Source organism: Alcanivorax sp. NBRC 102024, assembly GCF_001602235.1.
In the GTDB taxonomy this organism is placed as follows: domain Bacteria; phylum Pseudomonadota; class Gammaproteobacteria; order Pseudomonadales; family Alcanivoracaceae; genus Alcanivorax.
On sequence record NZ_BDAS01000007.1, the window covers coordinates 75,685 to 88,682 of the forward strand.

The window sequence follows — 12,998 nt, forward strand, 5'->3', positions numbered from 1 at the left end:
CGGTTACGGCGTTACACCGACTGGTGGGGGTTTACACCCTGAGCCCGGCTGTCGCCGCGCAGCTGCCAGTAAAACTGCAGCCAGGCGCGGAGCACCGCAGGCAGGAAGTAAACGGCGAACAGTACAACCGGAAGACGGGCTTCCGGCGTCGCCATTTCCACCAGGTACACACCGCCAGCATACGCAGCCAGCGCGAATACCAGTTGCAACGCTCTGTAGAGCAGCGGCTGAGCCTTCAAAGGCGACAGTGCCTTCTCGGAAACTTGCCCTGCTGACCGAAAGATCGTGTTCATCATCTTTCTCCTTTAATGAACGACAATGCTTTGATCAGCGGCCTTCATATAACGTCTATTTCAAGGCTCGCTGTAAAGCCATTGTGTGGTACACAATTTTGAGCAGGATGTTTCATGGTGGCTTATGGCTACCTGAGCATCGCTTGCTCAACCTCACCATCGGACAATGACACAATGCCGCGGTGACACTCGTATAGTGCGCCTGAAAAATGACAAAACAAGCATTCCGGGTCTGATTGTCAGACAAGAGATGTGTATTCGGGTAACACTTTTCACAATCTGATTACATTTCGAACCTTATTCATGCCGTTTACCCCCACAGCATGGCCGATCCGGAACGGCTCCTCCCCCACTTGTTAATCGACTTCCCTGCCCCCATCACCTACAATGAGTCCATCACAGGGGCCGACCTGGATTCGACGCCGGTACTGAATTCTGTGGTGCATGCCGAGAAGGTCACGAGTCTCGTAAAACATTTGTGGCACACTAAAGTAATCGCAAACGACGATTCTTACGCACTAGCAGCTTAAACCCTGCTTATCGCCAATCGACCCTGCCTGTGGGGAAGAGCGGCGAGCATCGCAACACAGGCTCGCAGCAAAGTCCGCCCCGGATGGCGCTGTTAAAACCTTTAGGGGCTCGGCTTTCACGTCCTGCCAGTTGGGCTGTGAAGGCTTAAATCAATAAACATGGCTAAGCATGTAGATCTGCAGATGGATTGCTGACGGACGCGGGTTCGATTCCCGCCGGCTCCACCAAACAGCAATTAAAAGGGCCGCCCTATTGGGTGGCCTTTTTTGTGCCACGCTTAGCCCCTCTCAAAACACAAAACCTTGCCTCCTCCCCCAACATCCACCAACCTGGCAGCTCGCCATCTCAGCCAGGATTCACATGTCGGATCTAGACATCCTCAATGCAGCATTCACTAGAATCGAACAGTTGAATGCATTTTATGATGACGCTATTCCTTGGGCTGCCATCGAAGCTGGCTTTATGCACCAGGGCCAGAAAATCCATTTTGCCAGCCGTGCGAACGGTATCTTCAAACCTTCACAGATCAAGCATGGGGCACTAAGCATCAAAACAGTGGTACCTAGAACGGGACGCATCAATATATACAATGACTATCAGTCTTCAGATGACTACTACCGCTACGCTCTGCAAGCTGGGGATGTTCACAGAGGGCCCAATCGGTACCTCTGGCAATCAAAAGAGCTGGGGCAGCCATTTATTTATTTCCACGGAATTTCTCCCGGATTCTATACCGCACTATGGCCCTGCTTTATTTACGAAATAAAAGACCTAGGAAGCCAACACTCTTACTGCAACATCTATGTGGGCCTGAATGATCCACAAAACCACCTCCCTCCCCTGGTTGATGGACACTATTCCATACCCACTACTTTTGAACGTCGCTATGCGGTGAGAGAAACCCGAACAAGGTTGCATCAGTCATCATTTCGACAAGCCGTTCTGACCGCTTATAGCAACAAATGCGCAATGACTGGACTACCAACAACGCACCTTCTTGATGCCGCTCACATAATCCCAGATGCTGATGACCGCGGTGAAGCCAGCATTCAAAACGGGATTGCACTTAGCAAACTTCACCACAGCGCTTTCGACAAATATCTCATCGGTATTGATGGAGACCTGACAATTCATATTAGTGAAGAGGTCATGGCTTCCAGCGATGGTCCTTTGCTGGAACTCGGCATTAAAGACCTCCACGGAAAATATCTCAGCATCCCCGAGCAGGAACAACTACAGCCAAACAGGGACTTTCTCGCTGCCCGCTTTGAAGCTTTTCTAAGGGAAAACTAACCTCCCCTAACCAGGAACAACCTCCACACTGGAGCTGGCCAGACTGCCTACCAAAGAGAACCCATCCTCCTCTGGCGAAATCACATTAATCGCTTTAATTCCGGCACCTCTCAGCCTTAAGCTAGCGGGCAGGCTGACAGCTTTGGAGCGCACTTCGGTTTCTGCCCTTTGCGCAGCAGGCGGTGAACGCTTGCCCATCCAATGACTGACACAACCCGTCTGTCCACCAACGCTTAAAGGAACGCCTGCCCCCATGCTTCTGGCCACTGCCGCTATCGCTGTTGGTTTGCTGCTCTTGGTATGGAGCGCTAACCGCTTTGTGGAAGGCTCCGCCTCCACCGCTTCCCATTTCGGTATGCCACCGTTGTTGATCGGCATGGTGGTGGTCGGTTTTGGTACCTCCGCGCCGGAGATGGTGGTGTCCGCGCTGGCGGCGTCCCAGGGCAATCCGGGCATCGCCCTGGGTAACGCCTATGGCTCGAACATCACCAACATTGCCCTGATCCTGGGGATTACCGCGCTGATCAGTCCCATCGCAGTGCATTCGCAGGTCCTGCGCAAGGAGCTTCCCATCCTTGCGCTGGTCACTGGCCTTGCCGCGTGGCAGCTGCTGGACGGCGAAATCACACGGCTTGATGCGCTGGTGCTGCTCGGTGTGTTTGGTGCGCTGATGGCCTGGACGATCTGGCAGGGGCTGAAGAAGAAAGAGGATGCGCTGGCCAACGAGATAGAACAGGAACTGGACGTGCGGGCCATGCCCCTGCGACAGGCCATTTTCTGGCTGGTGGCGGGACTGGTGCTGCTGATTGTCAGCTCCCGCGTGCTGGTCTGGGGGGCGGTGGAGATTGCCCATGGATTCGGGGTCAGCGACCTGATTATTGGCCTGACCATCATCGCCGTGGGCACCTCGCTGCCGGAGCTGGCGTCGTCGATCATTGCCGCCAGGAAAGGCGAGCACGACATCGCCCTGGGCAACATCCTGGGTTCCAATCTGTTTAACACGCTCGCCGTGGTGGGGATCGCCGGGACTATTCATCCATTGTCTGTCGGCCCGGAAGTCTTCAATCGGGACATGCTGGTCATGGCGGCGCTGACCCTGTCGCTGTTCGTCATCGGTTACGGGTTCCGGGGGCAAGGCCGTATCAACCGTATGGAAGGCGCCTTGCTGCTGACGGCTTATGTGGGGTACACGGCTTACCTGATGGGGACCGTTTTCGCCTGAATGGCCCGGCCTGGCGCAACTATGTCAGGCCGGCACGCCATTCACTGGCTGTGCAGCATGATCCCGCCCTTTACCGAAGGCCTGACTTGGCCATAAGCTACCTGCACAACCCGCCCGGATGGATAACAATAATGAAACTCGCCACTCTGACTGCCCCTCTGGAGGCCCTGCACGCTGCGTCCGCCGATATCATCCTGGTCACTCTGATCAGCAGTGACGGCATGCCGGTGCTGCATATCGGTGAGGGGCTGGATTACGACGAGCAAAGCGCCCTGTTCTTCGAGATGAAAAAGGCCTGCGACCGGGTGCTGGACGGGCTACGCCAGGGACACAGCGAGGAAATCTTTATCCGCTGCCGGGAAGGCTGCATCTGCATCTGGCCGGTGGGAGATATGGTTTTTGCCTGCCTGGCTCGCCCCTCGGTGAACTCCCAACGGATGCAGATGCTGGCCTGGAAAACCGTATCCGCACTGAGAAACCTGCTTTAACCTGCCGCTCACTCCGCCTTCACACCCAGATCACAAAACGGGCCCGCGTCAGCTATCACGCGGGCTCCGCCTTCCTGAACCCGTTTCAAAGCAACAAAAAAATACAGCGGCACCATAGAGAGATACCTGCGTTCTGATTAGCGTCAGGGCACGACTTTCTGGAGGGATATTTTATGCATAGGAAAACAGGTCTTGGCGCCCTGTTGGCCGCGCTGTTGGGTGGCAGTGTGCTTAACCCGGTATGGGCCGACGACACACCATCATATGCTGCGCAAACGCAGAACCAGGTCATTGATAATCAATATATTGTGACCCTGGCCCCGAACATCATAGAGCAGCTGGGGGTGACCGATCTGACCACCGCCATCCGCACCCTGCTGGCCACCGTGGGTGGCGGCGAAGTGATTTATACCTACCAGCATGCACTCACAGGCATGACCGTGCGGCTGACGGATCTACAGGCCAGCTTGCTGGGCCTGGTGCCCGGAGTGATCGGACTGGAACCGGACCGTCGGGTGCAGGCCATCGCCACCCAGGCAAATGCCACCTGGGGCCTGGACCGGGTGGATCAGCCCGCACTGCCCCTGGACGGCAGCTATCAGTACCCCAACAGCGCCGGCAACGATGTCACCGTTTATGTGATCGACACCGGCCTGCGCGCCAGCCACACCGAATTCAGCGGGCGGGTCAGCCCGGGCCGTAACTTCGTCAGCAGCGGCGGCGGCTTCCTGTTTGGCGGCGGCAGCGTGGACCCGGCCAACACCAACGACTGTAATGGCCACGGCACCCATGTGGCCGGCACCGCCGTGGGCACCGTTTACGGGGTGGCCAAGCAGGCAAAGATTGCCCCCGTGCGTGTCCTGGGCTGTAACGGTAGCGGTAGCAACTCCGGCGTGATCGCCGGGGTGGACTGGGTAGCCGGTAATCACCGCAAACCCGCGGTGGCCAATATGTCCCTGGGCGGCGGCGCGTCCAGCGCCCTGGACACTGCGGTGCGTAACGCCGTGGCCGCCGGTGTCAGCATGGTGGTGGCCGCCGGTAACGACAACACCAACGCCTGTAACGGCTCTCCCAACCGGGTGGCCGAGGCTCTGACCGTGGGGTCCACCACCCGCACGGACCAGCGCTCCTCGTTTTCCAATTTCGGCGCCTGTGTGGATCTGTTTGCGCCGGGTAGCGACATCACCTCGGCCTGGTATCAGTCCGATAGCCAGACCGCACGTCTGAACGGCACCTCCATGGCAGCGCCCCACGCCGCCGGTGCCGCCGCCCTGTATCTGGCCGCCAACCCCAGTGCCAGCCCACAGCAGGTTTTCACCGCGCTGGTGGATGGCAGTGCGACCGGCATGATCAGTAATGCGGGCAACCAGTCCCCCAATCGCCTGTTGCAGGTGGATGAAGACGATGGCGGTACCGTGACGGACCGCCTGCCCACGGCCGCGTTCACTGCCCAGTGCAGCGGCACGGTGTGCCAGTTCGATGCCAGCGGCAGCAGCGATGACAATGGCGTGGCGGCCTGGGACTGGACCCTGGGTGATGGCAACGTGGCCAGTGGCGAGCAAATCAGTCACGACTACGGCACTGCCGGCAGCTTTACCGTGACCCTAACCGTCACCGACACCGCCAACCAGACCGCCAGCATTGATAAAGGCGTGATCAGCGAGGACACCAGCAACCCCTGCCCAAGCTGCACCCGCTATGAGGGCAGCCTGGGGAATGGCAGCTCGGTCACCTTGCCTTCCGGTGGCTTCAGCTACGGTGGCGGCAATGTGGAAGCCTTCCTGTACAGCCCGGCCGATGGTGCCTTCTCGCTGGCCCTGGAGCAACGTAGCTGCTTCCTCTTTTTCGGCTGTAGCTGGTCCCAGGTGGGCAGCGCCCAGCCGCAGAACGGCGTGGCGACCCTGAACGGCTCGGTGGGCAGCGGCACCTACCGCTGGCGCGTCACAGCGCAAAGCGGCTCCGGCGCTTACACGCTGTTGGCAAACCCGCGTTAACCCCACCCCCGGACACGAAAAAACCACCGCTTGCGGTGGTTTTTTCGTTCTCGGGTTAGGCCCGCAGGATCACGCCACGGCAGCATCCTGTTGCGCGTCGCGATTCTGCTCACCTTCGTACAAGTCTTGCAGACGGTCGCCCTGGGTCATCAGATATTCGAAGGCCGCCAGGGACGCCTTGGAACCCTCGCCCATGGCAATGACGATCTGCTTGTAGGGCACCGTGGTCACATCGCCGCAGGCATAGATGCCTTCCTCTGAGGTCTGGCATTTCTCATTGATCACAATCTCGCCGAAGCGGGAGCGTTCCACTACCCCGTCCAGGAAATCACTGTTGGGCACCAGTCCGATCTGCACGAACACCCCTTCCAGCGGCAATTCATGGACGGTTTCCGTGGCCCGGTCCTGATACTCGATGGCACTGACCTTGCCGTTGCTGGCCTTGATTTCACGGGTGGCCGCGTTGCGGTGAATGGTGATATTGGCCTTCTGCTCGGCCTTGTCCACCAGCACCTTGTCCGCTTTCAGCTCGGGCATGAATTCAAACACGGTGACGGATTTGACGATGCCGGCCAGATCCAGTGCCGCTTCAATACCGGAGTTACCCCCGCCGATTACCGCCACGTCCTTGCCCTTGAAGAAGGGACCGTCGCAGTGCGGGCAGTAAGCCACACCATTACCGATGTTCTCTTTCTCGCCGGGCACACCCAGCTCACGCCATTTGGCACCGGTTGCCACGATCACGGTCTTGGTGTCGATCTCCTCGCCGGAGGACAGCACCACAGTCTTGATCTGGCCGTTGCGCACCTCGGCCACTTTCAGGTGTTCCTTCACGGTCACATCGTAGTCGTTCATGTGGGCGTGCAGGGCACCGGACAGTTCCGGGCCGGTGGTTTTCTTCACCGAGATCAGGTTCTCGATATCCATGGTGTCTTTCACCTGGCCGCCGATACGGTCGGCAATCAGGGTGACTTTCAGACCCTTGCGGGCACTGTAGATGGCCGACGCCACGCCGGCGGGGCCGCCGCCGATCACGGTCACGTCCTGCAGCGGCAGTTTTTCCCCGGCGCTTGCCTGGGCGATGGCCGGATCAAACGCCAGCAGTTTGTCGATCAGCTCGGCGGCGGTGACCTTGCCATTGGCGAACAGCTTGCCATTCAGGTACACGCTGGGAACACCCTGGATGTCGCGGGCCTTCACGGTGTCCTGGAACAGGCCGCCGTCGATCATTTCAGTCTTGATGCGCGGATTGAGCAAGGCGAACTGATTGAGCGCCTGCACCACGTCCGGACAGTTGTGACAACTCAGGCTGATGAACACCTCGAAATGCAGGTCGTCTTTCACGTTGGCGACCATGCGCTGCAGGCTGTCATCCAGCTTGATGTCGGTACCTGATGCATGCAGAAACGCCAGCACCAGGGAGTTGAATTCGTGGCCGGCCGGAATACCGGAAAAACGGATACCGGTGTCCTCGCCGTCCGCCTCCAGCAGGAAGGAAAGGGGGCTGCGCAGGGCATCACCCAGGTCCCGTTCCTCGAAGGCCAGGTTGTCACTGACACCGGCGATGTCGGAGAGAAACGTCACCAGTTCATCGCGCTTATCGTGCGCACCGGTCTGCAGCACGAAGGTGATTTTTTTCTGCATGTTGGCTGCATAGCCTTTCAGGGCTTGCAGGATGTCATTCGTGAGCATGTCTGTTCCTTTCCTTGTTCATGGGTGACAGTGCAAAGGGATGGGCGCCCCAACCCTTCTCCCGGTGAGGGAGAAGGACAGGGAGGCAACGGACTGGTTTAGATCTTGCCGACCAGGTCCAGGGAAGGCGCCAGGGTCTGTTCGCCTTCTTTCCACTTGGCCGGGCACACTTCACCGGGGTGGTTGCGAACGTATTGGGCGGCTTTCACCTTGCGCATCAGGTCGTCGGCGTCACGGCCGATGCCTTCGGCGGTGATTTCCATGGCCTGGATCACGCCATCCGGATCGATCAGGAAGGTGGCACGATCTGCCAGGCCCTGACCTTCACGCATCACACCGAAATTGTTGGTGATGGTGCCGGTCTGGTCGCCGACCATGTAGTAGTTGATCTTGCCGATGGTCTCGGAGGTGTCGTGCCAGGCCTTGTGGGTGAAGTGGGTATCGGTGGATACGGAGAACACTTCCACGCCCAGCTTCTGCAGCTCGTCATATTTGTCAGCCACATCACCCAGTTCGGTGGGGCACACAAAGGTAAAGTCGGCGGGATAGAAGAAAAAGATGGCCCACTTGCCTTTCACATCCGCTTCGGAGATGTCGACAAACTCGCCCTGCTTGAAGGCGGTGGCGTTGAACGGTTGGATTTCGCTGTTGATCAGTGCCATGTGGTCAAGACTCCCTAGGTTGGCTTATCGATTCGTTTCAACGAGCAATAGAATGGGGAATCTGCCCTGATAGTTAAATTTGAAACTTCTTATCATGGCGATAGGGAATATCTAACGAACCGCCAGTACCTCCTCAGAACAGGGACAGCTGGGAATCATCCGCTTTGCGGCCGCGGCGAGGGCGACGCCGGCGGCTGCCATGGCGTTGATTGACGGCCCGGCTCTCGTCCCGGAAACCGGCCTGCTGTCGGGCCTGGGCTAGTCGTTGACGGGCCTCGCGCACGGCCGTGTCGAAACACACCAGCGGTGCCGGGTAATCCTGCCCGATCACCACGCCGGCGTCCCGTTGCTGGCGCGGCCCCATCTGCCAGGGCTGATGAATCCAGGTGGACGAGACCTTGCCCAGCTCCGGCACCCAACGGCGAATAAAGGTGCCTTCCGGGTCCAGTTTGCGGGCCTGCAAGGTGGGGTTGTACATGCGCAGCGCATTGATGCCGGTGACACCGGCCTGCATCTGTACCTGGGGAAAATGGATGCCCGGCTCGTAATCCACAAACAGGCGCGCCAGATGCAACGCCGGTTGCCGCCAGTGCAGCCAGAGCGGGTAACAGGCCATGGACACCAGCATGGCGCGCATGCGGAAGTTGATCCAGCCATGGTGGTGCAGATAACGCATGGCCGCATCCACCAGCGGCCAGCCGGTATGGCCGCTCTGCCAGGCCGCCAACCACTGCGGATTGCCCGGTTCATCACGCAGGTTACGCAACAGCGGGTGCACGCTGCAGGTCTCCATGGACACCTGGTCTTCCAGTTTCTGGATAAAGTGGCAGTGCCACCACAGGCGTGACTCGAAGGCGGACAGACCGGCTCGCAGGGCCGGATCCTCCTCCTGCTCCAGCGCTTCCCAAGTCTCCTGCACGACCCGGCGCAGGCTCAGACAGCCCCAGGCCAGATAGGGGCTGATACGCGCGCCGCAGTGCTCCGCTTTCTGCGGGGCACTGATGCCACCGCGATAACCCCGTGCCCGCCGCTCCAGAAAACTCTGCCAGACCGGTTCCGCCGTATCGGTGCCACCATGCTGACGCCCCGGGCAGTCGGAACGGTCTGCACCTCGGGCGATGCGCAAATCCGGCCAGGGATCGGCGGAGGCTGCCGCCTGGATACGGGACGGCAGCGTGGCCAGGGGACGGGTCATGAATTGCTGCCAGTGGGCGCCCCAGTGATCCCGATCCAGACAGGGGCGCTGGACGCCAAAAGGCGCCTCCTCATGCCAGGGAACTCGCTGCTCCCGGCACCACTGCTTCACAGCCCGGTCGCGGGCGTAGGTCCAGGCGCCGCCGTATTCCTCATGACTGTGCAGCACCATGTCACCAAGCCGGTGTTGCAGACTCGCCAGCACGGAGACGGCCTCCCCTTCCACCACCCACAGCGGCAACCCCAGCCGGGCCAGCTGGCCGCGCAGATCCCGCAGGCTTTCCGCCACAAAACGCCATTGCCGCAGGCTGGTGTCCGGCTGCTGCCAGTACGCGGGCTCCAGGATATACAGCGGCAACACCGGGCCTTCCCGGCAGGCTCGGGCCAGCGGGCCGTGATCGTGTACGCGCAGGTCGCGCTTGAACCAGACCACTTGCACCGTCATGCCAGTTTCCGGTCCGCAGCGGGGAGCGGCAGCATGGCCGCCGGGTAATCGGGCAGCGGATCCGCCCGGCCAAAGGTGAAATGCAGTGACAAACACTGACGCGCAGAGAGTGGCCGCAGGGCGGGCAACCAGTAATGCAGATGCTCGCCCCGGGGATCGTACTGCTGGCACTGGCGGGTGGGACTGAAGCGTCGACCGCCCCGGGCGTCGTGCCCCACGCCGGCGATGTAGGCCCAGTTACCCCAGTTGGAAGCCACATCATCGTCCACCAGGTAATGCTGAAACCAGCGGGCGCCCCGACGCCAGTCCAGCCCCATATCGTTCACCCAGAAGCTGGCCAGGTTCTGCCGCCCCCGGTTGGAGGCATAGCCTGTGGCCATCAGTTCGCGCAGGTTGGCATCGATAAAGGGCAGCCCGGTCTCGGCCTGACACCAACGCTGCCAGTATTCCCGGGCCAATAACGATGCCGGTTCTGGCTGTCCCGGTCCCTCGTCATTGAGACCGGCATAGTGAAACACCCGCGCCCCATGCTCCCGCAGCGACCAGTGGTAAAACTCCCGCCACAGCAATTCCACCCGCAGCCATTCACTGCCCGGGTTGGCACCCTGAACGGCCTCATAGTCGAGAATGCGCTGCCAGACCCGCCTCACAGACACATTGCCCCAGGCCAGGTAGGCGCTCAGACGGCTGGAGTAATGTTCGCCGATCAGTTGATTCCGGGTCTGCTTGTAGTGGTCCACGCTGCGGGTTTCAAACAGATAATGTTCCAGCCACTGCAGACCGGCCTGCTCTCCCCCGCTCAGGGAAAAGTAGTCCCGGGAGTTTCGCTGCCAATGCTGGCAGCGTAACGCCAATAGTTCGCGGGCCGGTTCGGCAAAGGCTGGGGGCAGCAAGGGTTGGGCGGCTAGAAGAGACGGCGCAGGACCGTCCGGTGATGTGACCGGCACGCCGTCCCGGGTCTCCACCTTGCGCCGGAAACGGCTGAAGGTGGCCGGGAACGCTCCCTCCCAGGGCAAGGCGCCGGCGGCAAGCAAGGTCTGGGTCTCTTCCTCGACAACCCGGATGCCGGCCTGTCGCAGTGCGGCAATCATGGCGGCTTCTTCCGGGGCCTGGGCCACCGCGGTCACCACCTGCAAAGGCTGGCTGGCATGCCAGTGGCCAAACAGGGTCACCGGGTCCGCCCGCAGACACTGCAGCGCCACCCCCAATTGGGCCAGCCGCGCCTGCAAATCGTCGAGGCTTTCCAGCAGAAAGGCGGACTTGGCCGACCCCAGCCGATCCATACCGTCCGCGTCCGCTTGCAGCCAATGATCGGGCAACAGGTACAGGCCCAGCACCGGCTGCGACAGGCTGGCCGCCCGCTGCAGCAGCGGCTGGTCTTTCACGCGTAAATCCTGCCGGAACCAGACCACGGTAATCATTGCGGCCTCCCCTGACGGCGACAGCGTTCACTGCAGTACACCACCTGCTCCCAGTGCCGCGCCCACTTGCGACGCCAACTGAAAGGTCGCTGGCAGACCGGGCAGGTTTTCTCCGGCAGCGCCGCCTTGTTGCCCTTCCAGCCGCGGCTCACAGAGCCTCCGGGTCTGCCAGCAACTGCTCTGCGCGATCCAGCATGGCGTTTACCTTGGCGGGATCCATGCGATCCAGGTTGCGATAGATCATCCGCATGCGGTGGTTGTGCTGGAACTGGCCGCGATGACGATGAATGAAATGCCAGTACAGGGAGTTGAACGGGCAGCTGTCCGATTCGCTGGCGGTCTTGACGTTGTACTGGCAGTGCTTGCAATAGTCGGACATGCGATTGATGTAACTGCCGGACGCTGCGTAGGGTTTGCTACCCAGATAACCGCCATCCGCATGCATCACCATCCCCAGGGTGTTGGGCAACTCCACCCAGTCGTAGGCATCCGCATACACCTCCAGGTACCACTGACAAATGGCTTCCGGCAGCACCCCCAGCAGCAGGGCAAAATTGCCGGTGACCATCAGCCTTTGGATGTGATGGGCGTAGGCATGGTCCAGGGTGTTGCGCAGTGATTCCGACATGCAGTGCATGCGCGTGTCGCCGCTCCAATAATAACCGGGTAGCGGACGCTGATTGTTGAGCCGGTTTTCTGCGGCATAATCCGGCATCAGCAGCCAGTAGATTCCCCGCACATATTCCCGCCAGCCCAGTATCTGGCGAATAAACCCCTCCACCGCATTGAGCGGCGCCAGGCCATCCCACCAGGCCTGCTCGGCGGCCTGGCAGACCGCCAGCGGGTCCAGCAGGCCAATGTTCAGATACGGCGACAGCAGGCTGTGGAACAGGGTGTCTTCCCCGGTGACCATGGCATCCTGGAAATCACCGAAGTGCGGCAGGCGCTGTTGGATAAAGTGCGCCAGCGCCTGTTGCGCCTGGGCGGCGGTGGTGCCCCAGCGAAAATCCGTCAGGTTGCCGAGGTGTTCCGGAAACGCCTGCTCCACCAGCGCCAGCACCTCCCTGTCGATGGCATCGCGGGGGAAGGAAAGGTCCACGGGCAAGGGGACCTCCCCCTTGTAGGCCTTGCGGTTGCTGGCATCGAAATTCCATTGGCCACCCACCGGTTCATCCCCTTCCATGAGCAGGCCGGTGTGGCGACGCATTTCCCGGTAGAAAAACTCCATGCGCAGCTGTTTCTTGCCACTGGCCCAGCGCTGGAAGAACGCCGGCGAGCAGAGAAACCGACTGTCCTGCAGGCAGGTGACCGGACAGGGCAACTGGCGGGGCCACTGCGCCTCAATCTGCTGCTGCAAACGGTATTCGCCGCAGTGGGTCACCACCAGCTCTTCGGCGGATTCACAGACCGGCACCAGCACATCCAGCAGGCTGGTGTGGTCATGCTCGCCATAGGCAAGGTAGTCCAGTTGCCAGCCCGCCTCGCGCAGGTCCGCGGCAAAGTGGCGCATGGCACTGAAGATAAAGGCAATCTTCTGCTTGTGGTGACCCACGTAGGTGGCCTCGGCGGGCACCTCCGCCATCACCAGCCGGTCGCGGGTTTTGTCCAGCGCCTGCAACGTGGGCAGGGACAGGCTGAGCTGGTCACCCAGAATGATTCCGACTTTCACGACCTCTCCCGCAACATCTGAAAGTTCAAGAATGCCGTCATGGGAGTGGCCGCCGGGTGAAGGAACCCGGCCCGGGTCAATCTGTCCCACCCGG

The 12,998-nt window shown here is 60.4% G+C and carries 11 protein-coding genes and 1 other RNA gene; 5 read left to right on the forward strand and 7 right to left on the reverse strand.

Going from position 1 to position 12,998, the window contains the following annotated elements; genetic code table 11:
- Positions 1–11 precede the first annotated feature (11 nt).
- Positions 12–296, reverse strand: a complete 285-nt coding sequence (locus A0251_RS12040; protein WP_062817097.1) for a hypothetical protein — start codon at positions 294–296, stop codon at positions 12–14.
- 398 nt (positions 297–694) lie between these two features.
- Here A0251_RS12040 and ssrA point away from each other — a divergent pair.
- The 5 genes from ssrA (at position 695) to A0251_RS12065 (ending at position 5,821) form a co-directional block, all read left to right on the forward strand.
- Positions 695–1,051, forward strand: a transfer-messenger RNA (tmRNA) gene (ssrA, locus tag A0251_RS12045).
- A gap of 133 nt (positions 1,052–1,184) precedes the next feature.
- On the forward strand, positions 1,185–2,117 hold the full coding sequence (locus tag A0251_RS12050; protein ID WP_062817098.1) for an HNH endonuclease: 933 nt from the start codon (positions 1,185–1,187) through the stop codon (positions 2,115–2,117).
- 253 nt (positions 2,118–2,370) lie between these two features.
- The gene (locus tag A0251_RS12055) at positions 2,371–3,339 is read left to right on the forward strand and encodes a calcium/sodium antiporter (RefSeq protein ID WP_062817099.1); all 969 of its coding nucleotides are present in this window, start codon (positions 2,371–2,373) and stop codon (positions 3,337–3,339) included.
- Positions 3,340–3,470: 131 nt separating this feature from the next.
- Positions 3,471–3,827, forward strand: coding sequence for a roadblock/LC7 domain-containing protein (locus A0251_RS12060; RefSeq protein ID WP_062817100.1), 357 nt, complete (start codon positions 3,471–3,473; stop codon positions 3,825–3,827).
- Between the two features lie 173 nt (positions 3,828–4,000).
- Entirely contained in the window at positions 4,001–5,821 is a 1,821-nt protein-coding gene (locus A0251_RS12065; RefSeq protein ID WP_062817101.1) for a S8 family serine peptidase, read from the forward strand.
- 69 nt (positions 5,822–5,890) lie between these two features.
- Here A0251_RS12065 and ahpF read toward each other — a convergent pair whose 3' ends face one another.
- The 6 genes from ahpF to A0251_RS12090 form a co-directional block, all read right to left on the reverse strand.
- Entirely contained in the window at positions 5,891–7,513 is a 1,623-nt protein-coding gene (ahpF, locus tag A0251_RS12070; RefSeq protein WP_062817102.1) for an alkyl hydroperoxide reductase subunit F, read from the reverse strand.
- 98 nt (positions 7,514–7,611) lie between these two features.
- Positions 7,612–8,175 (reverse strand): alkyl hydroperoxide reductase subunit C, encoded by a 564-nt coding sequence (gene ahpC / locus A0251_RS12075; RefSeq protein WP_062817103.1) that lies wholly within the window; start codon positions 8,173–8,175, stop codon positions 7,612–7,614.
- 133 nt (positions 8,176–8,308) lie between these two features.
- Positions 8,309–9,814 (reverse strand): deoxyribodipyrimidine photo-lyase, encoded by a 1,506-nt coding sequence (locus tag A0251_RS12080; protein WP_062817104.1) that lies wholly within the window; start codon positions 9,812–9,814, stop codon positions 8,309–8,311.
- Positions 9,811–11,235, reverse strand: a complete 1,425-nt coding sequence (locus A0251_RS12085; RefSeq protein ID WP_062817105.1) for a DASH family cryptochrome — start codon at positions 11,233–11,235, stop codon at positions 9,811–9,813. The genes A0251_RS12080 and A0251_RS12085 overlap by 4 nt, the downstream gene beginning before the upstream one ends.
- Entirely contained in the window at positions 11,232–11,387 is a 156-nt protein-coding gene (locus A0251_RS17215) for a DUF2256 domain-containing protein (RefSeq protein WP_082810873.1), read from the reverse strand. Before A0251_RS17215 ends, A0251_RS12085 begins: the two co-directional genes overlap by 4 nt.
- Positions 11,384–12,904: a cryptochrome/photolyase family protein gene (locus tag A0251_RS12090; RefSeq protein WP_062817106.1), complete on the reverse strand. Its 1,521-nt coding sequence runs from the start codon at positions 12,902–12,904 to the stop codon at positions 11,384–11,386. The genes A0251_RS17215 and A0251_RS12090 overlap by 4 nt, the downstream gene beginning before the upstream one ends.
- Positions 12,905–12,998: the final 94 nt, after the last annotated feature.